Source organism: Flavonifractor sp. An112 (assembly GCF_002161085.1).
GTDB lineage: Bacteria > Bacillota > Clostridia > Oscillospirales > Oscillospiraceae > Flavonifractor > Flavonifractor avicola.
Window position 1 is genome coordinate 177,975 of record NZ_NFLU01000005.1, and the last position, 22,981, is coordinate 200,955.

Consider the following 22,981-nt stretch of genomic DNA (forward strand, 5'->3'; position numbering starts at 1 on the left):
CGCTGCATCGCAGCGGTCCTTTTTATGTTTGTCAGCCTTGATAGATCTCCTTGGCGTACCGGACGGTGGCCATGGCGTCCTTGGCGTAGCAGTCCGCCCCGATCTGGTCGGCGTAGGCCGGGGTCAGCACCGCGCCGCCCACCACGATCTTCACCTGAGGGCAGGTCGAGCGCAGCTGGCGGATGGTCTCCTCCATACTCACCACCGTGGTAGTCATCAGGGCGCTGAGGCCCACCAGTTTCACGCCGGGCTGTCCGGCGGCCTCCACGATGCGCTCCGGGGCCACGTCCCGGCCCAGATCGATGACGGCAAAGCTGTAGTTTTCCAGCAGCACCTTGACGATGTTCTTGCCGATGTCGTGGATGTCCCCCTTGACGGTGGCCAGCACCACGGCCCCCTGGCTGGGCCGGTCCTCGCCGGACATGGCGTTCTGCACCACCTCAAAGGCGGCCTTGGCGGCCTCAGCGCTCATGAGCAGCTGGGGCAGGAAGAGAGTGCCCTTCTCAAAGCCCTGACCCACCTGGTCCAGGGCGGGGATGAGCACGCTGTCCACGATGTCCAGCGGGGCCTTACCGCCGTCCAGAGCGGCCTTGGCGGCCTGCGCCGCCCCCTCCTTGCTGCCCCGCAGGACGCAGTCGGTGAGAGAGGGGCCATCCGTAGAGGAAACAGGGGCGGCGGTGGTCTCCTGCCCGCCGTAGGCGGCGATGTAGCGGCCGCACTGGGGGTCCAGACCCATGAGAGCCTGATAGCCCCGCCAGGCCCCCATCATGGCGGCGTTGTTGGGGTTGAGGATGGCGCAGTCCAGCCCCTGCTGGAGGGCCATGGTAAAGAAGGCGGTGTTCACCAGCTCCCGCTTGGGGAGACCGAAGGACACGTTGGACACGCCCAGGATGGTGGATACCCCCAGCTCCTGCTTAATGCGGCCCACCGCCTCCAGGGTGATTCTGGCGGCCTCCGGCTCGGAGGAGATGGTGAGGGTCAGGGGGTCGATGACGATCTCCTTTTTGGGGATGCCGTACTGAGCGGCGGTGTCGCAGATCTTTCTGGCGATGGCCAGCCGCCCCTCCGCGGTGGGGGGGATGCCGTTCTCGTCCAGGGCCAGGCCCACCACCACGCCGCCGTACTTCTTCACCAGGGGGAAGAGGGCGGCCATGCTCTCGGCCTTGCCGGACACCGAGTTGAGCATGGGCTTGCCGTTGTAGCGGCGCATGGCCCGCTCCATGGCCTCTGGGTCGGAGGTGTCCAGCTGGAGGGGGAGGGGGAGGACAGCCTGAAGGGCCTCCATCACCTCCACCAGCAGGGCGGGCTCGTCGATCTCAGGCAGGCCCACGTTCACGTCCAGCACCTGGGCCCCCGCCTCCTCCTGGGCAAAGGCCTCGTTGAGGAGGTACTCAATGTTGTGGTCCCGCAGGGCCTGCTGGAACTTCTTCTTGCCGGTGGGGTTGATGCGCTCGCCGATGACCACCGGGGCGGGGCCGATCTCCACCGCCTGGGCGTAGGAGGACACCAGGGTGCGGCCCTTGTCCGCGGCAGGGGTGAAGGGCTTGTCCCGGCACACGTCCACGGCCGCCTCAATGTGGTCGGGGGTGGTGCCGCAGCAGCCGCCCAGGATCTGGACGCCCAGGTCGGCGATGGTCCCCATGTGGACGGCAAACTCCGCCGGGCCCACGTCAAAGACGGTGCAGCCGTCGCAGGCGTGGGGCAGACCGGCGTTGGGGTTGACCACCAGGGGCACCGAGGCATATTCCACCAACTGCTTGACGATGGGCACCATCTGGGCGGGGCCCAGGCCGCAGTTGACGCCCAGGGCATCCACACCCAGGCCCTCCAGCAGGGCCACGGTGGAGGCGGGGGTGCCGCCGGTGAGCAGCTTGCCGTTCTCCCCGTACACAGTGGTGACCACCACCGGCAGGTCGCTGTTCTCCTTGGCGGCCAGCACGGCGGCCTTGGCCTCGTAGGAGTCGCTCATGGTTTCGATGAGCACCAGGTCGGCCCCGGCGGCGGCGCCCGCTTTTACCACCTGGGCGTACAGGGCCACCGCGTCCTCAAAGTCCAGGTCGCCCATGGGCTTCAAGAGCTTGCCGGTGGGGCCCATGTCCAGGGCCACGAACACGTCGGGCCGGGGGTCGGCGTCTCTGGCCTCGCAGGCCAGCCGCACACCAGCGGTCACCAGCTCCTCCAGATCAAACTGACCGCCGGCGGGGAACTTCAGGGCGTTGGCGCCGAAGGTATTGGTACATAGAATGTTGCTTCCCGCCTTCAGATAGGCCCGGTGGAGGTTGGAAATGCGGTCCGGGTGGAGCAGGTTCCAGGTCTCGGGCAGCTCGCCGCCCTTCAGGCCCTGAGCCTGGAGCAGGGTGCCGGTGCCGCCGTCAAAAAACAGGCGCTGGCTGTGCAGCGCGTCGATGAATTTCATGTGGTATCTCTCCTAAAGGCGCAGTTGGTTTTGGAACAGGTGGCGCAGCCCCCGGCGTGGCATTTGCCGGGGGTATTTGCCACACCAATCACCGCCGTCACCGACTTGATGGGGGCCAGTAGGCAGGTGTCGGTGGCGGTGAGGCCGATCTTCCGGGGACTGTCCAACCGCCGCAGCAGTTCGGGCTGGGCGGTGAGGGGAAAGTCCCCGTAGCCGGGGCTGAACCGGGGCCGCAGATATTTGCCGGGATAGCGCTGGGCCAGCTGGTCGCAGGCGTCGTCGCACACCGCCTCGATGAGGGCGGCGGCCACCGCCTGGTCCATGGCGGCCCGGGTCACCTGGCCCGCCGCCGAGCGGGCGATGAGCCGGTCTACCCCCACCCCCAGGGTGGCCCCGAAGAGGAGGGCGGCGGTGCAGCCCTCCAGGTGGGCCCGCAGCTTTTCGCTGTCAATGGACCAGTCCCCCAGCTCCACCCCGCCGGGGCGGAGGGTGAGGGGGACCTCCACAGAAGTCCACCGGGGGTCGGCGGCCCCCTCCACCGCCTGGATGCGCTCGTCCAGCAGGGCGGCGGTGGCCTCGTCGGGCTGGGCGCCCCGGTAGCCCAGATAGCGCAGGGCCTCGGACCGGGGGGTGTGGATCATTTCAGGACCTCCGACAGGCTGGACTGGATGGAGGCGGCGATCTCCGGCTTGTTCATGGAGTAGATGTGGATATGCTCCACGCCGTTGGCGATGAGGTCGATGATCTGCTCGGCGGCGTAGGCCACACCGGCCTGGCGCATGGCGGCGGGGTTGTCCCCGAACCGGTCCACAATGGCCTTGAACCGCTCGGGCAGGTAGGTGCCGGACAACTTGCAGATGCGGGCGATCTGCTTGCCGTTGGTTACCGGCATGATGCCTGCCACCACCGGCACGGTGATCCCCTTCTCCCGGATGCGGTAGAGGAAGTTGTAGAGGATGTTGTTGTCAAAGAACATCTGGGTGGTGAGGAACTGGCAGCCCGCCTCCACCTTGGCCTTCAGGTGGTCGATGTCGGCGTTCTTGGTGGGGGACTCGGGGTGTCCCTCGGGGTAGCAGGCGCCACCGATGCAGAAGTCGCCGTGGGCCTTGATGTCGCGCACCAGCTGGGCGGCGTACTGGTAGTCGTGGGCGGGAGCGCCTCCCTCGGGGATGTCGCCCCGGAGGGCCAGCACGTTCTGGATGCCATTCTCCTTCAGGTGCTCCAGCACCTGGGCCACGTGGTCCCGGGTGGAGGAGGCGCAGGTCAGGTGGGCCAGCACGTCCACGCCGTACTGCTGCTGGATGCCGGCGGCAATGCCCACGGTGTAGTCGCTGGTACCGCCGCCGGCGCCGTAGGTGACGCTCATAAAGTCGGGCCGCAGGGCGGCGATGTCCTGGGTGGCCTTGGCCACCGAGTCATAGGTGTCGCTGGTCTTGGGGGGGAACACCTCAAAGGACAGCGTAGGGCGGTCCTGGTTCAGAATGTCGATGATCTTCATGGAAGCATCTCCTTCGCTTGGGGAATTGGGAAACATTATATCACAGATGGGGGGAAAATCCTATCGCTTACCAAAAAGAAAGGGCCAGCTGTTTGACAGCTGACCCTTTTGTGCGTGTTACTTCTGCCCGGCTTCCCGCTCCCGGTCGGCCATGGCCTTGGCGATCTCCTGGAATTTGGCGGCGATGTAGCCGTAGTTCTCCCGCTTGTGGGGGAGGGTACAGTTGCTGCAATCCTTGATGCCGCTGTCCAGATACTTGAAGTTGCCGCCGCAGTCCCGGCCCAGCATATACAGCGGGCAGTAGCAGAACAGGCAGTTGAAGTCCTGTCCCTCGGGGACCTTGTGGCAGGGGTAGTACTCGCACTCCTTGTTGGTGTAGAAGGAGAAGTGCTTGCCTTCCCAGTAGGGTTTGTTCTCTTCCATGACCGCGCCCCTTTCCGTGTCATTCTGTTCTTCCATGATACACGGAGAGGACGGGGTCTGTCAAGGAACTTAGGCCTTGCCCGCGGCCTTCAGGCCCGCCAGCACCCGGCTGGGGGTCAGGGGGAACTCGTGGAAGCGCACACCGGTGGCGTCGGCCACTGCATTGCCGATGGCAGCCAGGGTGGGGTTGACGCCGCACTCGCCGATGCCGATGATGCCGAACACACCGGAGGGGTCCGGATTCTCCACCAGGATGGACTCGATCTCCGGCCGGTCATCGGCGGTGGGCAGCATATAGGAGTGGAAGCCCTTGTTGTAGAAGCCCTTACCCTCCACATAGGTCATCTCCTCCCGGACGGCATAGCCCACGCCCTGGAGCACGCCGCCTTCGATCTGGCCGCGGCACAGAGGCGGGTTGACCGCCTTGCCCACGTCGTGGGCGGCGGCTACCTTGATGACCTTCACCATGCCGGTCTCCATGTCCACCTCCACCTCGGCGGCCTGGGCGTAGAAGGGGAGACAGTTGGGGGGCACCTGGCAGGAGGAGGCCAGGAACTGCTTGCCCTCCAGATGGGCCTGGGAGGCCATGTCGGCCAGGGTGGCCACCTGCTTGCCGTCGCAGGTGATGATGCCGTCGGTCATATCCAGGTTTTCCGGATCGATGCCCAGCTTGGGCCCCACCCAGTCGAAAATGTCCTTCCGCAGCTTTTTGCCGGCGTCGGCCATGACATAGCTGACGGTGTACAGGGTGCGGGTGGCGTGGGAGCCGATGTCGAAGGGGGCGGCATCGGTGTCGCCGAACTTCATGACAGCGTCCTTGTAGGGTACCCCGATGAGGTCGGCGGCCACCTGGAGGCAGGCGGTGGTTGAGCCGGGGCCGATCTCCGGGATGGAGGAGTTGACGAAGAGGGTGCCGTCCCGCTCGATGCGGAGAATGACGGTGTTGTAGTCCACGCAGAAGGGGGCGGCGTTGCTGACGTGGGTACCGGCGGAGATGCCCACGCCCCGGCGGATGCGGCCGGTCCGCTCACCGGCCTTGCCGTGCTTGTCATACCAGCCGATGGCGGCGGCCGCCTTGTCCAGGCACTCGTTGGTGCCGCAGGAGCCCGGCGGGAAGGGGAACCAGTTCTTGGTGTCCTCCCGGGTGGAGTTCTTCTTCCGCAGCTCGATGGGGTCCATACCCAGCTTTTCCGCCATCAGCTCAATGGCGGGCTCCACCACCGCGTTGCCCTGGGGGGTACCGAAGCCGCGCATGGCACCGGCGGTCATCTGGTTGGTGTACACCGGCCAGCCGGTATAGCGGAAGTTGGGGATGGCGTAGGCCCCGGCGGTGCCGCAGGCGCCGCACACGCCCACCAGGTCGGTGCCGAAGGTGGCGTAGGCGCCGGTGTTCAGCCAGGCCTGGGTGTCGATGGCAACAAAGGTGCCGTCGGCCTTGGCCCCCAGCTTGCACTTGAGGTAGCCGCCGTGGCGGGAGTCGGAACAGGTAAAGTCCTCCTCACGGGTGTAGATCAGCTTGACGGGGCGGAAGCACTGCATGGACAGAGCGGCCGCCAGAATCTCCGCCTTGCCGGACAGGCCGATGCGCACGCCGAAGCCGCCGCCCACATAGGGGGCGTTCTTCACGGTGACCTTGCTCACCGGAATGTCCAGGGCCTCGGCCAAAATCATCTTGGTGGGGTAGAGGGACTGGGTGGTGCAGATGACCTCCAGCCGTCCGTCGGGGCTGTAGGTGGCCACCGCGCCGTGGGGCTCCATCTGGGCCTGCTTCACCCGGGGCAGGGTCACGTCGTACTCCACCACCGCGTCGCACTGGTCAAAGGCGGAGGTGGGATCGCCGCCGAATTCCAGCACAATGGGCCCGCCGCAGATGTTATGAAAATCGGGGTTGGCAAACTTGGGCTGGACCTCGGGGGACTCGGGCTTGACGGCCTCCAGGGGGTCGTAGACGGCGGGCAGCTCCTGCCACTCTACCTTAATGAGCTTTACCGCCTGCTCGGCAATGGCCTCGGTGTCGGCGGCCACGGCGGCCACCTCGTCGCCAATGTACTTGGGCTCATCGGTGAAGATGGTCTGATCCAGCACCGGCTTGTGGGGCAGGGGGGTGATGAACATGGGGGCCGCCCCATTCCACACCTTGTTGGAGGTGTTCTTGAAGGTGCACACCGCCCGCACGCCGGGCAGGGCCTCGGCCGCGGAGGTGTCAATGCTCAGCACCTTGGCGTGGGCGTAGGGGCTGCGCAGCACCTTGCCGTATACCATCCGGGGCAGGGTCACGTCGAAGGTGAACAGGCCCCGGCCAGTAACCTTGTCAAAGCCGTCGTTACGGGGAATGCTCTGTCCTACATATTTCATGCTCTTCACTCCCCCTTCTGGATGCGCTGGGCGGCGGCCTCCACCGCCCGCTCGATGTTGACGTATCCGGTGCAGCGGCAGATGTTGCCGCCCAGAGCCTCCCGGATCTCCTCCTTTTTAGGCTCCGGGTTCTCATCCAGCAGGGCCTTGGCCGACATGATCATGCCGGGGGTGCAGAAGCCGCACTGGACGGCCCCCTGGTTGATGAACTCCTCCTGCAGGGGGTGGAGCTTGCCGTTTTTGGCCACACCCTCGATGGTCTGGATGACGGCCCCCTCCGCCCGCATGACGGGGATGATGCAGGAGGTCACCGATTTGCCGTCCATGATGATGGTGCAGGCGCCGCACTCCCCCTTGCCGCAGCCGATCTTGGTGCCGGTGAGGTAGAGATTGTCCCGCAGGAACTGGGCCAGGGAGATGGAGGGGTCCACCTCCGCCGTAATGGCCTCGCCGTTGATGGTGGTATGTAAAACAGCCATGTCAATTCCGCCTTTCTCTCAATGTGCCAGCTGATCCCGGCAGGCCTCCAGGGCCCGGCGGATGATCACCGGCAGGGTGTCCAGCCGGTACTCCCGGCTGCCCCGCAGGGGGTTGCTTCTGGGGTTGGCGTTTTCCAGGGCCAGCTGTCCGGCCTGGGCCATGTTCTCATCGGTGAGGGGCTTGCCCGCCAGGAAGGCCTCGGCGGCCTGGGCCCGCACAGGTCCCACGCCCACGGGGGCCATGGTGATCCGGGCCCAGGTGACCAGGCCGTCCTCCACATGGACCATGGCGGCGCAGTTGAGCATGGGCAGGGACAGGGATTTCCGCAGCTCCAGTCGCACAAAGGAAGCGGCCTCCCCGGGCTGGGGCAGAGGAATGGAGATCTTGGTCACCAGCTCCCGGCTGTGGTCGATGGTGCTGCGGGCGAAGCCGGCGTACATCTCACCCATGGACAGCTGACGCGCCCCCTGGGCGGACAGGACGGTGAAGGTGGGGGCCAGGGGGGCCAGGGACATGGCGCCGTCGCCGGCGGGCTGGGCGCTGACCACGTTGCCCACCAGAGTGGCCGAGTTGCGGATCTGGAGGGACCCTACCGTGCCGCAGCCCTGAGCCAGGGAGGGGAAGTATTGGCGGACCAGCGGCGAGCGGGCGATGGTGGTCAGGGTGACGGCGGCGCCGATGACCAGCTTGCCGTCCTCCACGGTGATGCCGCACAGCTCGGGTACCCGGGTTACATCTACCCACACCTGGGGCTGTACCTTCCCGGCCTTGAAATCCACCATCAGGTCAGTGCCGCCGGCCAGGACCACGGCTCCGCCGTCGGCCTGAGCCAGCGTGTCCAGCACTTGCTGGACAGACGATGCGTTCACATATTCCATGGTATACTCCTCTCCTTTGAAACAGAATCATGAGGATTAAAACTAAACTATAATTATATTTAAACCTTTTGGTATAGGAAAGTCAAATGAATGGTTCGGACACGAACAAAGATTGGAAAAATTCGAAAGAGTGCCGACAAAGGGAGAATGAGAAAAGTGAAACAGACAAAACGAATATAAAAAGTGCTAAGTTTTCCAGGATTACCTGGTGGTAATGGGGTAAATCGATAAAGAAAATCTACGTTGTGTTTTTGAAAACACAACGATATAATGGCCATAGAAGCAAAACCCGCCCGGCATAGCAGCCGGACGGCAGAGAAGGGAGCGGGCCATGCGGGGGGAAGGAAAATTCTATCTGACGGATGAGACGGGGCGGCGGATCTTCGGGCCGGGACCGGCGGAGCTGCTGGAGCAGGTGGAGCGGACCGGCTCCCTGCGGGCGGCTGCCCAGAAAATGGGACTGTCCTACTCCAAAGCCCTGAAAATCCTCCACACGGCGGAGCGTGGGCTGGCTATGCCCCTGGTGAGTACCGAGGCGGGGGGCCTGGGGGGCGGCGGCAGCACCATCACGCCCCAGGCCAAGGCCCTGCTGGCCTGGTTCCGGCAGGCCCGGCAGGCGGTGCAGGAGGTTGCCCAGGCGCAGCTGGACCGCCTGCCCCGGGACGGCCAATAGGACACAAAAGAACAGCGCCCCGTTGGAGAGTTTCTCTCCAACGGGGCGCTGTTTACAGGTAAAAGGGTTACTGCTCCTCCCGCAGGACGATGTGATCCTTGTCCTTATAAATGCTGTGGGCGGGAATGACGCCCCGGACGCAGGAGGTGGGGTATACGCTGCTGTGGCGGCCCAGAATGGTGCCGGGGTTGAGGACCGAGTTGCAGCCCACTTCCACAAAGTCGCCCAGGATGGCGCCCATCTTCTTCCGACCGGTGGGGATGGGGGTCTCCCCCTTCACCACCACCAGGGTCTTGTCGGACTTGACGTTGGAGGTGATGGAGCCGGCGCCCATGTGGCTCTTGTAGCCCAGGATGGAGTCGCCCACATAGTTGTAGTGGGGGGTCTGGACGTTGTCGAAGAGAATGACGTTTTTCAGCTCCACCGAGTTGCCCACCACGCAGTGGGCACCCACCAGAGCGGAGCCCCGGATAAAGGCGCAGTGGCGCACCTCGGTCTCAGGGCCGATGATGCAGGGCGCACCCAGGTAGGCGGTGGGGGCCACCACGGCGGTTTTGTGGACCCAGACGTGCTCCTGGGGCTGGCTGTACTCCTCGGAGGAGAGCTGGCTGCCCAGGGAGAGGATCAGGTCCTTGATGCCGTCCAGGGCCTCCCAGGGGTACTGAAACTGCCGGAGATAATCCCCGGCCAGGGTGTGGGACAGATCGAGCAGATCGGAAATGGTGATGTTCATAGGATACAGGACCTCCTGTTTCATTGAAATCTCAAACTTTCGCCGCAGGGACCTCCTGGGGCAAAGCCATATCCGGGCTGTATTATAGCACAAAGACTGCGCCTTGTCACCAAAACGGCCGTGCCGTGAATCATTCTTCACAGCACGGCCGTTTATACAGTGCAGAATTACACGTTGCTCAGATCGTCGTCCTTCATGCACAGATGGACGGCGCCCAGCTTGAAGGTCTGGGGCAGAGCCAGGATGTTGGGGTTGGTGCCCACGAACTTCTTCTTGGCGTCCTCCAGAGCCTCCTCGAAGGTGGCCCGGGTCTTGAGACCCATGCCCCGGGCAATGCCGGGCTCCTGAGCACCCACGATGTAGATGGCGGAGGTGTTCATCTCGGCGATGTGGCCGCAGCTCGTCGTGGAAGTAGCCGTTGCAGATGGAGGAGCAGATGATGACGCAGTTGTCCTTCATGACCCGCTTGTGGCGGATGACCTGGGCGGAGAGAGCCTGCATCATCTGGATGGGGTTGGTGCCCATGCCGTTGCCGTAGTGGAAGTTCTGGGGCATACCAAACACCATCACGTCGTACTTCTTCTCGGCGAAGGGGACGTAGGTGCGCTTGTTGGCCAGCTTCCAGGACTCGGGCTGCATCACCTTGGCGTAGCCGGAGTAGATGGCGATCTGGCGGGAGTAGGTGTCCAGCACGGCGTCGCAGCAGAAGAAGGGGTGGCCCATCTTCTCCTCCATGTGCATCCCGATCTCGTCGAACTTGGTGCGCATCAGGGAGTGGCCGGACACGGGGGTGAAGTCGTCCCGGTGCATGACCTTGGGCACGTGGTGGCTGGCAATGCTCCGCCAGTGGGTGATGCCGGTGGCGCAGTGCTTGTAGCCGCCGGAGTAGCCGCCGTAGGGGTTGCCCTGGGTGTGGCCGATGAGGATGGGGATGTCGCAGTCAAAGACATACTTGTTCATCAGCACGGGGTCGCCCCGCTTGGTGGTGCCCAGGTCCACCATGTGCTCGTAGTCCTCGGAGTCATGGCTGGTGATCTGGTTGGTCCAGTAGAACTCGTTGAACAGCTCCTCGCCCAGGATCTGCTTCATCTCAGACACGGTGGCACGGGGGTGCAGGCCGTTGGAGAACATGAACAGGATGTCCTTCTTCTCCACGCCGGCGGCGTACAGCTCATCCAGGCAGGCCCGGATGGACACCTTCCGGTGGGAAGTGGGCTGGCAGCCGCCCTTCACGATGTCGGGGATGACGAAAACCACGGTCTTGCCGGGAGCGGCCAGCTCCTTCAGAGGAGGCATACCCATGGGGTTGCGGATGGACTCCAGGGTGGCGTTGTACAGGCTGTCCCAGTCCTGGGGCAGGCACTCAGGGTCGGGCACGGTGGTGCCGGGGATAAACACGTCGGTGTTGTCGGGCAGCTCAGCGCTCATCAGGCCGTGGCCGTATTCAAAATCAAGCTTCATAGATGATCTCCTTATTGATGCAGATGGGTTTGGGTTAGTTCAGACCGTGGAAGAGCAGCGGGGCCTGGGTCCGTAGCCGCTCCAGCTCCTGGGGCTCGGTAACAGGCATATGTTCCGCCAGGAAGGCAAAGAGACTGTCCCGCTCCTCCGGGCTGTCGGCCAGGCCCAGCTCCTCCAGACAGGCGGGCAGTGCAAACCGCCGCAGGAATCGGTCCAGCCCCTCCTGCTCTGCCTGGGGGGCGCCGTTGACGGCTAGCTGGTAGACCAGGCTGGCCCCCACCAGCTCTCCGTGGAGGAACCGGGAGCGGATCTCCGGGCGGCAGGTGCAGAAGTAGCTGTACAGAGAGTGGCTGATGGCGGCCTGCTTGCCGCCGCAGGCCATGGCGGAGATGAGTCCGGTGAGCTGGAGGGCGGCACAGATGCAGGGACCCCGGGTGGCGCCGGAGAAGCGCCCGTCGGTGACCAGGGCCACCGACTCGGCAAAGCCCATGCCCACCAGCGCGGCGGTGGCGGTGAGCATTTCCCGCATACCCGGGCCGCCCTGGGGGCCCTCGTTGCGGATGACAATGACCTCGCCGTGCTGGATGCCGCCGCCGTAGATGGCCTTGACGGCGTCCTCCTCACACTCAAGGCAGTGGGCCGGGTCGCTGTGCTTGCGCATCTGGGCCGCCACGGCGGACTGCTTGACGACAGCGCCGTCGGGGGCCAGGTTGCCCTTGAGGACGGTAATGGAGCCGTGGTCGCTGTAGGCCTGCTCCACCGGGTGGATGACCTCCGGGTTGTACTCCACAACATCCGCCACGTTCTGGCGGTGGGTGCGTCCGTTGACCGTCATCTGGTCCAGATCGATAAGCCCGTCCAGCTCCCGCATCACCGCGCCCACGCCGCCGGCCTGATCCAGATCCAGCATGGTGTGGGTGCCGGAGGGCTTGATCTTGGCCAGGTAGGGGGTGTCGGCGGACAGACGGCCCATGTCCTCCAATGTCATGGACAGGCCTGCCTCATGGGCGATGGCGGGCATATGCAGGGTCATGTTGGTGGAGCCGCCCACGCTCAGCCCCACCCGCACGGCCAGCTCCAGCATCTTCTGGGTTACGATGTCCCGGGGGCGGATATTCTTTTCTACCAGACGCACCACGGCCTTGCCGCTGAGTTTGGCCACCCGGTTTTTCTTGCCGCTGACGGCGTGGGCGCAGGCGCTGCCCGGAAGGGTGAGGCCCAGGGCCTCCGCTACCACCGACATGGTGTTGGCCGTGCCCATCATGGCACAGGAGCCGGGGGTGGGGGACATGAGCCCCTCCATGTACTCATATTCCTGGCGGGAGAGCTCTCCACGGGTGAGCTTACCGGCCATTTCCTTGAGCTCGTAGGTAGCGTAGGTGCGGCCCTTGTAGACGGCGGGCATCATGGGGCCGCCGGTGACGATGACCGTGGGCAGGTTGACCCGCAGGGCCGCCATCAGCATGGCGGGCACGATCTTGTCACAGCCGCCGATGAGCACCAAACCGTCCAGCTGGTGGCCGGCGGCGTACACGTCGATGGAGTCGGCGATGATCTCCCGGCTGGGCAGCACGCTGCACATACCCACGTGGCCCTGGGAGAAGCCGTCGCAGATGGAGATGGTGCTGACCTCGAAGGGGATGCCCCCCGCCTCCAGAACGCCGTCCCGCACCAGCTTGCCCAGCCGGTCCAGATGGACGTGGCCGGGGTGCATCTCGTTATAGGTGTTGATGACGCCGATGAAGGGCTTGGACAGGTCCTCATTGTCCAGCCCCATGCCCCGCAGATGGGCCCGGGGGCCTGCCATACTCAGACCGTTTACCACCTTGGAACTGGGATACTTGGGATCTTTATAAATGAGATCCAGTGTCTCTTCCATGGAAGCTGCCTCCTTATATCAGGATGATTTGGAAAGCTGGATGGGATAGCTGCATCCCAGCTTTTCGGTGATTCGGGCCGCGCACTGGAGCAGCTCCCTGCCGTAGGAGAGGGCCTTTTCCAGTGAAAAGCGGTAGTCGGGCGCGGCAATGCTGATGGCGGCCGGCGCCTGGTTGTCCACATCGAAAATAGGAGCGGCGATGCAGACCACGTCGGTGTGGTGTTCGTGGTTGTCCACGGCGTAACCCTGAATCCGGATGACCTCCAGCTCCCGCAGGAGACTCTCCGGATCGGCCAGGGTCTTGGAGGTGTACCGGGTCAGTTCGGTGTGCTCCAGATAGTTTTTCAGCCAACTCTCCGACTTCCAGGCCAGCAGGGCCTTGCCGCCGCTGGTGCAGTGGAGGGGGATGCGCTTGCCTACGGCAGAGTGGAGGCCCACCGAGTTCTTGGCGCCCAGTTTGGTCAGATAGACCGCCTCCCGGTCCTCTTCTCCAATCAGGTGGATGGTCTCCAGACTCAGGTTGTTCAGGTAGGTCATCTCCGCCTTGGCCGCCTCATAGAGGAAGTTGGTCTTTTGCAGCTGAAGGGCCAGCAGACGGGCCTCGAAGCCCACACGGTAACATTTCCGGGCGTCATCCTTTGTTACAAAGCCGCAGTGCTGCATCTCCTGGAGGATGCGGTGGGTGGAGCTGGGCGGAATACCGGTCATGGCGGACAGCTTGGCCAGGGGAACCTCTTCCTCGCTCTCTGCCAGAGCAACCAGCAGCTGCAGCGCCTTCATGGAGCTGTACATCCGCATCATTTCGTGCAGTTCCTTGCCCCAATGCATATAGAAACCTCCTTCGCATAGGATTCTATATTATTCTAGAAAATGGATATTTAAAAGGGGATTTTAAATATAGAAATGAGACCAAATGAAAAGGGAGGATTTCCTCCCAGGCGCATTCTAAATACAGAAAGACAGTTCCAAATTGCACAAAAAGATCGGGTATATTTTGTCGCGGTGTATAAGTGAACTTTCACAAAAGAACGTGATGATAGAGTAAGGAGAATTAGGTAGTATTTCCAATGCGCTGCAAAAGAGGCCGGGGAACTGTCTGCCGATTCTGAACCGGAAGATCTTGTCATAGTCTGTACCAATCAAATGGTAGGAGGTACGGGAATGAAGATCATTCTGCTGCGGCGAAAGCTGCTGGCGGTGCTGGCCTGTGTGTTGGCGGCCGCCGCCATGTTCTACATCGTCAATTATCCGGAGGTGGTAAGCGCGGCGGCTACCAAACGGCAGCTGCCCATCTATTGCGTCCAGCGGGACCAGAAGATGGTGGCTATCTCCTTCGACGCGGCCTGGGGAAATGAGGACACCCAGCAGCTCATTGATATTCTGGGCCAGTACCAGATCAAGGCCACCTTTTTTGTGGTGGGGGAGTGGGTGGACAAATACCCGGAGTCGGTGAAGGCGCTCCACGAGGCCGGTCATGAGATCATGAACCACTCCAACACCCACGCCCACTACAACAGCCTGTCCACCGAGGAGATCATTGCCGACGTGTCGGCCTGCAACGACAAGATCGAGGCCATCACCGGCGTACGGCCTACCCTGATCCGCTGTCCCTACGGGGAGTATGACGACCATGTGATTGCCGCCATCCGCTCCATGGGTATGGAGCCCATCCAGTGGGATGTAGACAGCCTGGACTGGAAGGAGATCCCGGCGGACGAGATCACCCAGCGGGTGGTGAGCCGGGTGTACCCGGGGTCTATCGTGCTCTTCCACAATGCGGCCATCCACACGCCAGAGGCCCTGCCCGGGATCATCCAGTCCCTGCTTCAGGAGGGGTACACCTTTGTGCCCATCTCCCAGATCATCCTGCCGGGAACGTGCGGCACAGACTATACCATCGACCACACCGGCCGGCAGCAGCCCTGCCAGAGCTGAGCGGCGGATGGGCGGAACGTATGGGAGACAGAAAACAGGGGAGCTTGCTGCAATATGCAGCAAGCTCCCCTGTTTATAAACTGTGGGAGAGCTATTACGTCAAAGACCGGTCCATAATGTCTGATGAAATTTCAAACTGGATATCCTGGGCGGTCTGACCGGCGGCGTTCTCAGTCTTGAGTTCAGGCGGAATCACAAGTCCCTCGTCAGGACCTCTTCCGTACAATTTATATGCCTCAAGGTTGGGGCATTGTGTCAAAGGCGTCAGGTCCAGGGGGCGGGACACGCCGTCCAGAGAGATGGCCCGCAGCTTGGAAAGGGTGCTGAGCGGGGTCAGATCTGCGCCGGCGGTATCCATAGACAGATATTCCAGATTGGGCAGATTGGTAATGGTGTCCAGGGAGGGGGAGAATGCTACGCCATCGCCGTCATAATCATGGAACTCCAACAATCTTAGGCTGGGCAGCGTGTTGTTGACCTCCAGAAGGGCGGTCCCATCGATGCTGACCACTCTGATCTCTTCCAGGTGCTTCAGCTGGGAGATGTCCAGAGTCATATTGCCCTGAGTGTAGAGGTTCAGAGAAACCAGAGATTCCTTTTGCTCCAGAAGGGTCAAGTCTGTGCCTGGAGCCACTTCTATATCCAAATACGTCAGATTGGGCATCTGATTTAAAAAGTCCACATGGTCCACAGAGGGAGAACTGTTTCCAAGATCATCAAAACTGAGCCACTGGAACTGGGAAGATGCTTCAAACGTATCCAGCAACGCGCCGTCCTCCACCACAGGCCCATCAGCGGTAGGGTCCCAGCTTTCGGAAATACCTTCTTCTGTTACATGGAGGAAGTGGATAAATTCCACATCGCTGGGGTGGATGGGGCCCTCCGGCTTGTCGATGATAATGCGGATATTCTGCTCAAAGACGGGGTCAATGAAGGTGAGGGTGGGCTCATGGAGGGCCAGTCCTACGCCGCCCACCAGCAGGCCGCCCGCCGCCAGCCCGGCAACCAGCTTGAGTTTGAAGGCCCCGGACGCAGCCGACTTGACGGCGGTCCCCGCCGCGGCCTTTCCGCCTGCTGCCGAGGCCGCCGCCGTTGTGCCTCCGGCTGTCTGGGTCCCGGCTGCCGCGGCGGCGGTGGTGCCTGCCGCCCCGGCGGTCCCCAACCCGGCGGTGACAGCCTGCCAGGTCTGGGAAAAGACGGTGGGGTCGGGCAGTTCCCCGGCAAGGCAGGGGAAGAGAAGTCCAATGGGGGCCAGGGTGTGGAGCCGGATGCCGTCCCGCTCCTCCAGCGCCAGCACGTCCTCCTTTATTTGGAAATATAGTGGTACAGCCGCATCAGGGTGGTGATGCACTGCTCCCGGCTGTAGGACAGGGAGGGGGCAAACCGTCCGCCGCCCACGCCGTTCATAACGCCGCACCCCTGAATGGCCCCTGTGGCCTCCAGTGCCCAGGGGGAGATCTCCGCCCGGCCGGTGAAGTTTGCTTCTGCCGCCGGCAGGTGTTTGGACATACTCTGAGCCAGTCGGGTGAGCATGACCGCCGCCTGCTCCCGGGTCAGCGGGTCATTGGGGTGGAAGCTGCCGTCGCCCACGCCGTTTACAATGCCCAGGTAGGCGGCCTTCTCCACGTCCTCATCCTTGGTGTCGGAGAAGGAGACGCGGCCCTGCACCGGGCTGCCGGTCACGGTTTCATAGAAGCGGACCACCAGGGCGCAGATCTCCTGACGGGTGGCAGTTTGGGTGTAGCCGGTCTGAAGCTCAAAGGGCACCACGCCCAGCTGGATGGCCTCCTGGACAGAGGCTGCCGCCCAGTCGGAGGGCTTGGAAGCGTTGTCGGGCTGGGAGAAAAAGTCCACCTGGTAGGTGAAGTCCACAGCCTTGCCGGAGCGGTCCTTCAGGCCGTCGATGGTGACCTGGTAAACACCCTCATACTTGGTCACCCCGTCGGGCCGGAAGATGATGCAGTTGCCCACGCCGGAGGTCTCCACATTGAGGTAACGGCCGGAGGCGGCGGGGGTATAGCTGGCCTTGCCGTCCAGGGTCCAGGTCTTGCCGTCGCTCTGGCGCACCAGAGTGACTACAAGGCCGGACTGGGTGGGCACCTGATAATCATCGGGGTTAAGCACCACGCTCCAGGCGGTGTTGGCGTCAAAGCTGTCCAGGTAGTTGGGGAAGTTGCCCGAGGCGGGCCAGCCGATAAAGTCATAGTCGCAGCCGCTGCCGCTGGTGTCGGTGACCTTCTCGGTTACAAAGTCGCGGTAGATACTGTCCGGGTTCTGGGCGTAGCCAAAGCCAACCCGGCCCAGCTCGGGGTTGAGCTGCCAGCGGCGGTGCCCCACCCGCTCCACGTTGCGGGCGTCGCTGTCCTGCATAAACATATCCACCGACTCCAGCAGATCCATGCCTGCCGCGATGTTGCTGGTGGAGGTGGCCTCATAGGCCTTTTGATAGAAGCTGTTGTCCATATCCGCAGGCTTGGCGGGGGTATGGTTCAGACTGCCCAGGTGGGCCAGCAGTACCGCGCCATACTGGGCGTTTTCGCTCAGACTGTCGTCCAGCTGAACCTGAGGTACACCGGCCAGCCGCCGCAGCACATTCAGACGCTGGGCAGCGGCCTCCAGGGCCTGGTGATCCACCGCGCCGGTGGCATAGGGAGCGTGGATGGAGGGTTCCTCCGTCAGAACGGGGTTGGGAAGAGTGCTGGAGGCCTGATTTAGCAGCTGGACGATCTCTTCCTTGCTCAGTTTTTCCAGCGTGGTGGAGCCGCTGTGCCGCAGTTCGGTCTGCTCCGGTTCCTCAGTGGGCTGGGAGACCGTTCCGTCAGGCAGCAGGACCTTTACCCCCTCCAGCCGGACCGGGGCCCACGCTTGATTGGCGTAGTCCATGTCCAGGCTGGTGTCACCCCACACCCAGAGGGAGCCGTCCGACTGAATGGCGGCGCCGTTGTTGTTGAGGCCGCTGCTGACAAATACCACATTGTCCAGGATCTTCTCCGGAGTACCGGTAGTGGAAGAGGTAGTGCCGTTGCCCACGCCTCCGGTCAGGCTATGCCCCCAGGACCACAGGCCGCCCTGGGCGTCGATGTAGGTAAAGACACCCGCGTTGGTGGCAATGCTCTGGCGCTGGAGGGGGACTTGCTGGGTACGTTCTGCTGCCAGCGCTCCGGGCATGGCCCCTGCCAGGAGGGCCGCCGCGCAGAGGGCGGAGAGCAGCTTTTTGGGTAACTGGATCCGTTTCATCAAAATTCCTCTCTTTCTTTTTTAGGTAGCGCTGCGGTACAGGAAGGTGCCGGCGGCGGAGGGCAAGGCAGTCAGTTTGTTTGAATCTCCTGCCGGTCCGGCAACCAGATCCCATGGAAAGGAAGCGCCTGCGCCTCCGCCGCTCCAGCCTGTGCGAGCTTGCCGCTCACGACAGTAAGAGCACTGGGGGAGGGGCGCGGTTTTATTTTTTGCGATCTTTTTTAGAAAATTTGAAACCCGACTTTGCGCATAAAAAGAACCAGACTAGCGGATAACTGGCCTGGCTCTTAAGTTGAGAAAGGAAATTTTATTGCTGAATAGCGGCTCTCAGCTTTTCTATGGTTTTCTTGACGGATTTTTTGGGGATGGAGGCGGTGATGCCTTCCAGGTCCCGCTCCTTGCCGCCCACCGAGCCCACGCCGATCTGCACCCAGCCGGACACCACCAGTGTGCTGCCCTGGTACTCGATCTTGATGTAGTGCATGGCGGTCATGAGACCGGTTCCTTTTTTCCACACCACTTCCCGGTTGTAGTCGATCTCCCGGTAATCGTCGGCGATCAGGATATCGCGCACCATCTGGTCCACGACCTGAGGGGGCTGATGAAAGTCAATTCTGAAGGTTGTTCTTGCCATACTCAAAACTCCTCTCTGTTGCAGTTGATTTGTGGCAGCGGCCGACAGACGTTTCCATTATTATAGTACATCAGGAACAATGTGGCAAGGATGGAAGAGAAGCGAAATAAAAATGGCCTGCGCCTTAGGGCGCAGGCCAAAGAAGTTGTATACAGCAGCGGCGGCAATCCACACATTACCGCAGGCTCTCTGCCTTTTCCTTAATAAAATGACTCAGCCAGGAGGCCGTCGCCTTGTTTTCCAGGGCGAAATCGATGGTGGCCTCCAGGAAGCCGCACAGGTTGCCGGTATCGTACCGGCGGCCCTCAAAGTCCACGGCTACCATCCGGCTCTTGCGGCAGAGCTCCCGCAGACCGTCGGTGAGCTGGATCTCGCCGCCGTAGCCCGGCTTCAGGTTCTCCAGAATGTCGAAGATCTGGGGGGTGAGCACATACCGGCCCAGGATGGCGTAATTGGAGAACATCTCCTGGGGGGTGGGCTTTTCGTTCATGTCGGACACGTCGAAGATCCGGTCCTCCAGAGCGGAAATCTTCACAGAGGAATAGCGGGAGATCGCCTCGGTGGATACCTTCTGGACGCCTACAGCGGAGGCGCCGTACTTTTCGGCCCCCTCGATAAGCTGGAGGGTCACCGGCTTTTCGGCCCGCATGATGTCGTCGCCCAGCAGCACGGCAAAGGGCTCGTCTCCCACAAAGCGCTTGGCCCGGTAAATGGCGTGGCCCAGGCCTTTGGTCTCTTTCTGGCGGACATAGAAAATGTTGGCCAGATCGGCGGCCCGGCGGACCTCCACCAGCTCCCGCTCCTTGCCGGCCTGGAGCAGACGGGTCTCAAGCTCGGGATAGTAGTCGAAGTAATCGTCCATGGCGGATTTGGCCCGGTTGGTGACAATGAGGATGTCCTCGATACCGGAGGCCACCGCCTCCTCAATGATATACTGGATTACGGGCTTGTCCACCATGGGAAGCATTTCCTTGGGGACAGTCTTGGTGGCGGGGAGCATCCTTGTCCCCAGACCAGCGGCGGGGATGACGGCCTTGCGGACTTTCATGGGGAATCCTCCTTGTTTGTTGTAAGACTGAGGGCATCGCCTCAGCGGGCAGCCAGGCGGCGCTCGGGGATCATGGTGCGGAAATAGCGGACCTTGGGCAGGGCCAGCAGCAGTACGGAGCCCAGCACATAGCAGGCCAGAGCTTCGCCCACCACGAAGGTCCACATATTAAAACCATAAGCGGCCCAGAACGTGCTGTTGACAGCGCCTGCCTGCGCCCAGGCCCACATTGGGGGCAGCAGCAGGGCGTTCATTACGATGGGGGGCAGGGCGGCCAGATACCAGCGGGGCATTTTGGCGCTCAGAAAAGCGGCGATAGCGGTGGCCAGAGTACCCACCACCATGTCGATAGGTCCGTAGGGGGAGAGAATGTTGGTCAGCAGACAGCCCAGCGCCAGGCCCGGCGCGGTGGCCGGGAACAGGAACGGCAGCACGGTGAGGGCCTCTCCCAGACGGACCTGGACAGGTCCGAAGGTGAGCTGAAAGATGTTGCCAAAATAGCAAAGGACGAAGTAGACGGCGGCCACCATGGCGGCCAGGGTAAGATCACGGGTGGTAGATTTGCGCATACTTGAGTTGGAACCTCCATTTTCGTATTTAGAGAACGGCGGTGAGTCCCGCCGAACGAACGCGGCGCTGCCGCGCTTGGACCGGGTGTGGAAACCAGTCGGTCACATTCTAGCACAATCCCTGTGGAAAGGCAAGGGAAGGCGGCCTTTCCGGCGCTGATTTACAGGACCGGAGGAACCTGCTATACTGGTCAAAAAGACAAAGGAGGAAGCAGGATGGAACGATCCGCCGCACAGGACCGCCGGAAGGCGGTGGAGCAGATGTTGGAGAAGGCCGGAGGGCCGGTGAGCGCCACGGCGCTGGCCAGGCGGTTCTCGGTGAGCCGGCAGATCATCGTGGGGGACGTGGCTCTGCTGCGGGCTGCCGGGGCGGATATCGTGGCCACTCCCCGGGGCTATGTGCTGGGACGCCGCCCTGCCGGAGTGGAACGGCGGGTGGCCTGCGTCCACGCTCCGGAGGAGATGGGGGCCGAACTCAACGCCATTGTGGACGCCGGGGGCGAGGTGGCCGACGTAATTGTGGAGCATCCGGTCTATGGCCAGCTCACAGGCATATTGGGGGTGCGTTCCCGATATGATGTACAGGAGTTCCTCAGCCGGGTAGCGGCCGATGGCGCCCGGCCTTTGTCTAATTTGACAGGGGGCATCCATCTTCATACGATTCGGTGCAGGGACGATAAAACGTTCCAAAGGATACTGGATTCTCTAAGAAACACAGGCTTTTTGCTGGATATGTAAATATAAAATAAATGGATGGCGAAACTTATGTTAAATCTGCCGAAAAAGTATTGCCAAATTGTGAATGATGGTGTATCATAGGGTACGAATCCTAGGGTTGGGGAGGCTTTTGGGATTCGAAATTATAAGGGAGGGTTATTATGAACTCACCACGAATGCAACGCTTCGGAAGAATTCTGCTGGTCGTCTTTGCCTTAGCCTGTGTTCTGATGACGGTCGCCTTCGCAGAAGGCGAAGAGGTCCAGAGCAAATTCTTCGGTACCCCCTGGTCCCTGTTGCCGCCTGTTGTCGCAATTGTTCTGGCACTGATCACGAAGGAAGTCTACTCGTCCCTGTTCATCGGCATCGTGGTAGGTTTCCTGCTGCAGGCCGACTTCGATGTGGTGCTTACCATTGACCATCTGGTCAACGGATTTATTGGCAACATCGGCGGTAACGCAGGTATCCTCATCTTCCTGGTCATTCTGGGCACCATGGTGGCCCTGATGATCCGGGCCGGCGGCTCCAAGGCCTACGGCGACTGGGCCGTCAAGCACATCAAGACCAAATCCGGCGCTCTGTGGTCCACCTTCATCCTGGCCATCGTGCTGGGCGTGGACGACTACTTCAACAACCTGACCACCGGTAACGTGATGCGTCCCGTCACCGACGGCCACCACATCTCCCGGGCCAAGCTGTCCTATATGTGCGACGCCACCGCCGCCCCCGTGTGTATCATGATGCCCGTCTCCTCCTGGGCCGCGGCTGTCACCGGCGTTATCAACAACGAGGAGCTGGGCTTCCAGATCTTCCTGCGGGCCATCCCCTACAACTACTATGCCATCCTTACCATGGTGTTTATCATCATGATGACCGCCCTGAATATCGACTACGGTCCCATGAAGAAGCATGAGGACAACGCCGCCAAGGGCGACCTGTATACCACCCCCGAGCGGCCCTATGCCGACACTGCCGAAATGAAGTTCAACCCCAACGGCATGGTGATTGATCTGGTGATCCCCGTGGTCATCCTCATCGTCTGCTGCGTGGGCGGCTTGCTTTATGCCGGCTGGCTGGGCGGCGGCGAGGGTATCTTGGATATGTTCGCCAACACCGATGCTTTCTTCGGCCTGCCCTTCGGCGCCACCATCGCTCTGGTCATCAATATGATCTACTTTGCTGTCCGCCGCTCCATGAAGTTTACCGAGTTGATGGACTGCCTGCCTGAAGGTTTCAAGCAGATGGTGCCTGCCATCCTGATCCTCTGCATGGCCTGGACCATCAGCGGCGTCACCCGGGATGGCCTGGGCGCCCCTGAGTTCGTGGCTGAGTTCGTGGAAACCCTTGGCCCCGGCCTGCATAACTTCCTGCCCGCCGTGGTCTTCCTCATTGCCTGCTTCCTGGGCTTCGCCACCGGCACCTCCTGGGGTACCTTCGGCATCCTGCTGCCCATCGTGCTGGAGATCTTCACCCCCGGCGGCTTCGACAACCTGACCGCCGAAACCCTGAACGAAGTGCCCATCCTGATGGTGGGCATCGGCGCCACTCTGGGCGGCGCGGTTATGGGCGACCACTGCTCTCCCATCTCCGACACCACCATTATGGCATCCACCGGTGCGCAGTGCTACCACCTCAACCATGTGGCTACTCAGATGCCTTACGCGGTTACCGTGGCTGCCATCGGCTTCGTCAACTACATTATCACCGGCCTGATTATCGATTATGTGCCTCAGGTCGTCTGCCTGCTCATTGCCGTGGCCTCCACTGTGGGCTTTATGCTGGTGGTAGGCAAGCTCAACCACTCCTTGAACCGTCACTCTCAGCGCGACTGAGCATGATGTCGGCAGACTAACTGAATCCGAAAAAATCACCCCCACCGTATGAAGCGGCGGGGGTGATTTTTTGTTTTAGAGGAACCCAAAAATAAACTTAATAGTTTAAAAATATGCACAAACTGGTGTGTAAAAAACCGGCTGCGCCTACGTAGTTCCGCCTAAACATCTAGGCAAAAAGAAACCTTCTTCCTATCAGGAAAGGATTTTATA

Annotated in this window: 19 protein-coding genes and 1 pseudogene; 4 read left to right on the forward strand and 16 right to left on the reverse strand. The window is 61.9% G+C overall.

Going from position 1 to position 22,981, the window contains the following annotated elements:
* Positions 1-31: 31 nt before the first annotated feature.
* From B5E56_RS06545 to B5E56_RS06575, 7 genes are all read right to left on the reverse strand, one after another.
* A complete protein-coding gene (locus tag B5E56_RS06545; RefSeq protein WP_087389118.1) occupies positions 32-2,416 on the reverse strand; it encodes a homocysteine S-methyltransferase family protein in 2,385 nt (794 codons plus the stop codon).
* Positions 2,413-3,057: a hypothetical protein gene (locus B5E56_RS06550; protein WP_087389119.1), complete on the reverse strand. Its 645-nt coding sequence runs from the start codon at positions 3,055-3,057 to the stop codon at positions 2,413-2,415. The genes B5E56_RS06545 and B5E56_RS06550 overlap by 4 nt, the downstream gene beginning before the upstream one ends.
* On the reverse strand, positions 3,054-3,914 hold the full coding sequence (gene metF, locus B5E56_RS06555; RefSeq protein WP_087389120.1) for a methylenetetrahydrofolate reductase [NAD(P)H]: 861 nt from the start codon (positions 3,912-3,914) through the stop codon (positions 3,054-3,056). Before metF ends, B5E56_RS06550 begins: the two co-directional genes overlap by 4 nt.
* A 117-nt stretch (positions 3,915-4,031) precedes the next feature.
* Entirely contained in the window at positions 4,032-4,337 is a 306-nt protein-coding gene (locus tag B5E56_RS06560) for a cysteine-rich small domain-containing protein (protein ID WP_087389121.1), read from the reverse strand.
* Between the two features lie 69 nt (positions 4,338-4,406).
* On the reverse strand, positions 4,407-6,692 hold the full coding sequence (locus B5E56_RS06565) for a xanthine dehydrogenase family protein molybdopterin-binding subunit (RefSeq protein WP_242958803.1): 2,286 nt from the start codon (positions 6,690-6,692) through the stop codon (positions 4,407-4,409).
* Positions 6,693-6,697: 5 nt separating this feature from the next.
* Complete coding sequence (locus B5E56_RS06570; RefSeq protein ID WP_087269024.1) at positions 6,698-7,171, reverse strand: (2Fe-2S)-binding protein; 474 nt, start codon at positions 7,169-7,171, stop codon at positions 6,698-6,700.
* Between the two features lie 18 nt (positions 7,172-7,189).
* On the reverse strand, positions 7,190-8,050 hold the full coding sequence (locus B5E56_RS06575) for an FAD binding domain-containing protein (RefSeq protein WP_087189022.1): 861 nt from the start codon (positions 8,048-8,050) through the stop codon (positions 7,190-7,192).
* A gap of 331 nt (positions 8,051-8,381) precedes the next feature.
* On the opposite strand from B5E56_RS06575, the gene B5E56_RS06580 reads away from it, so the two are divergent.
* Complete coding sequence (locus tag B5E56_RS06580; RefSeq protein ID WP_087389123.1) at positions 8,382-8,723, forward strand: winged helix-turn-helix domain-containing protein; 342 nt, start codon at positions 8,382-8,384, stop codon at positions 8,721-8,723.
* Positions 8,724-8,790: 67 nt separating this feature from the next.
* On the opposite strand, the gene B5E56_RS06585 is transcribed toward B5E56_RS06580, so the two are convergent.
* The 4 genes and pseudogenes from B5E56_RS06585 to B5E56_RS06600 all read right to left on the reverse strand — a co-directional run bounded on the left by B5E56_RS06585 (position 8,791) and on the right by B5E56_RS06600 (position 13,624).
* Positions 8,791-9,456, reverse strand: a complete 666-nt coding sequence (locus B5E56_RS06585; RefSeq protein ID WP_087389148.1) for a UDP-N-acetylglucosamine pyrophosphorylase — start codon at positions 9,454-9,456, stop codon at positions 8,791-8,793.
* 167 nt (positions 9,457-9,623) lie between these two features.
* A pseudogene (locus tag B5E56_RS06590) lies at positions 9,624-10,917 on the reverse strand (lactate racemase domain-containing protein).
* Positions 10,918-10,951: 34 nt separating this feature from the next.
* Entirely contained in the window at positions 10,952-12,796 is a 1,845-nt protein-coding gene (locus B5E56_RS06595; protein WP_242958804.1) for a dihydroxy-acid dehydratase domain-containing protein, read from the reverse strand.
* 18 nt (positions 12,797-12,814) lie between these two features.
* Entirely contained in the window at positions 12,815-13,624 is an 810-nt protein-coding gene (locus B5E56_RS06600; protein WP_087389124.1) for an IclR family transcriptional regulator, read from the reverse strand.
* A 333-nt stretch (positions 13,625-13,957) separates the two neighbouring features.
* On the opposite strand from B5E56_RS06600, the gene B5E56_RS06605 reads away from it, so the two are divergent.
* A complete protein-coding gene (locus tag B5E56_RS06605; protein WP_087389125.1) occupies positions 13,958-14,731 on the forward strand; it encodes a polysaccharide deacetylase family protein in 774 nt (257 codons plus the stop codon).
* A gap of 94 nt (positions 14,732-14,825) precedes the next feature.
* On the opposite strand, the gene B5E56_RS06610 is transcribed toward B5E56_RS06605, so the two are convergent.
* From B5E56_RS06610 to B5E56_RS06630, 5 genes are all read right to left on the reverse strand, one after another.
* Entirely contained in the window at positions 14,826-16,028 is a 1,203-nt protein-coding gene (locus B5E56_RS06610; protein WP_087389126.1) for a leucine-rich repeat domain-containing protein, read from the reverse strand.
* A gap of 8 nt (positions 16,029-16,036) precedes the next feature.
* A complete protein-coding gene (locus B5E56_RS06615) occupies positions 16,037-17,968 on the reverse strand; it encodes an S-layer homology domain-containing protein (RefSeq protein ID WP_087389127.1) in 1,932 nt (643 codons plus the stop codon).
* A 307-nt stretch (positions 17,969-18,275) separates the two neighbouring features.
* Entirely contained in the window at positions 18,276-18,602 is a 327-nt protein-coding gene (locus B5E56_RS06620) for a hypothetical protein (protein ID WP_087389128.1), read from the reverse strand.
* A 175-nt stretch (positions 18,603-18,777) separates the two neighbouring features.
* On the reverse strand, positions 18,778-19,650 hold the full coding sequence (gene galU, locus B5E56_RS06625) for a UTP--glucose-1-phosphate uridylyltransferase GalU (protein WP_087270121.1): 873 nt from the start codon (positions 19,648-19,650) through the stop codon (positions 18,778-18,780).
* Positions 19,651-19,691: 41 nt separating this feature from the next.
* The gene (locus tag B5E56_RS06630; RefSeq protein WP_087389129.1) at positions 19,692-20,219 is read right to left on the reverse strand and encodes a QueT transporter family protein; all 528 of its coding nucleotides are present in this window, start codon (positions 20,217-20,219) and stop codon (positions 19,692-19,694) included.
* Between the two features lie 216 nt (positions 20,220-20,435).
* Between B5E56_RS06630 and B5E56_RS06635 the strand changes: the two genes are divergently transcribed.
* The gene (locus B5E56_RS06635) at positions 20,436-20,957 is read left to right on the forward strand and encodes a transcription repressor NadR (protein ID WP_087389130.1); all 522 of its coding nucleotides are present in this window, start codon (positions 20,436-20,438) and stop codon (positions 20,955-20,957) included.
* Between the two features lie 140 nt (positions 20,958-21,097).
* Positions 21,098-22,768, forward strand: coding sequence for a Na+/H+ antiporter NhaC family protein (locus tag B5E56_RS06640; protein WP_087389131.1), 1,671 nt, complete (start codon positions 21,098-21,100; stop codon positions 22,766-22,768).
* Positions 22,769-22,981 lie beyond the last annotated feature (213 nt).

Coding starts and splice junctions, on each gene's coding strand:
- B5E56_RS06615 (WP_087389127.1), bottom strand. CDS start 17,968: ATGAAACGGATCCAGTTACCCAAAAAGCTGCTCTCCGCCCTCTGCGCG.
- B5E56_RS06620 (WP_087389128.1), bottom strand. CDS start 18,602: ATGGCAAGAACAACCTTCAGAATTGACTTTCATCAGCCCCCTCAGGTC.
- B5E56_RS06580 (WP_087389123.1), top strand. CDS start 8,382: ATGCGGGGGGAAGGAAAATTCTATCTGACGGATGAGACGGGGCGGCGG.
- B5E56_RS06545 (WP_087389118.1), bottom strand. CDS start 2,416: ATGAAATTCATCGACGCGCTGCACAGCCAGCGCCTGTTTTTTGACGGC.
- B5E56_RS06635 (WP_087389130.1), top strand. CDS start 20,436: ATGGAACGATCCGCCGCACAGGACCGCCGGAAGGCGGTGGAGCAGATG.
- B5E56_RS06595 (WP_242958804.1), bottom strand. CDS start 12,796: ATGGAAGAGACACTGGATCTCATTTATAAAGATCCCAAGTATCCCAGT.
- B5E56_RS06630 (WP_087389129.1), bottom strand. CDS start 20,219: ATGCGCAAATCTACCACCCGTGATCTTACCCTGGCCGCCATGGTGGCC.
- B5E56_RS06570 (WP_087269024.1), bottom strand. CDS start 7,171: ATGGCTGTTTTACATACCACCATCAACGGCGAGGCCATTACGGCGGAG.
- metF (WP_087389120.1), bottom strand. CDS start 3,914: ATGAAGATCATCGACATTCTGAACCAGGACCGCCCTACGCTGTCCTTT.
- B5E56_RS06585 (WP_087389148.1), bottom strand. CDS start 9,456: ATGAACATCACCATTTCCGATCTGCTCGATCTGTCCCACACCCTGGCC.
- B5E56_RS06605 (WP_087389125.1), top strand. CDS start 13,958: ATGAAGATCATTCTGCTGCGGCGAAAGCTGCTGGCGGTGCTGGCCTGT.
- B5E56_RS06560 (WP_087389121.1), bottom strand. CDS start 4,337: ATGGAAGAGAACAAACCCTACTGGGAAGGCAAGCACTTCTCCTTCTAC.
- B5E56_RS06575 (WP_087189022.1), bottom strand. CDS start 8,050: ATGGAATATGTGAACGCATCGTCTGTCCAGCAAGTGCTGGACACGCTG.
- B5E56_RS06640 (WP_087389131.1), top strand. CDS start 21,098: ATGAACTCACCACGAATGCAACGCTTCGGAAGAATTCTGCTGGTCGTC.
- B5E56_RS06600 (WP_087389124.1), bottom strand. CDS start 13,624: ATGCATTGGGGCAAGGAACTGCACGAAATGATGCGGATGTACAGCTCC.
- B5E56_RS06565 (WP_242958803.1), bottom strand. CDS start 6,692: ATGAAATATGTAGGACAGAGCATTCCCCGTAACGACGGCTTTGACAAG.
- B5E56_RS06550 (WP_087389119.1), bottom strand. CDS start 3,057: ATGATCCACACCCCCCGGTCCGAGGCCCTGCGCTATCTGGGCTACCGG.
- galU (WP_087270121.1), bottom strand. CDS start 19,650: ATGAAAGTCCGCAAGGCCGTCATCCCCGCCGCTGGTCTGGGGACAAGG.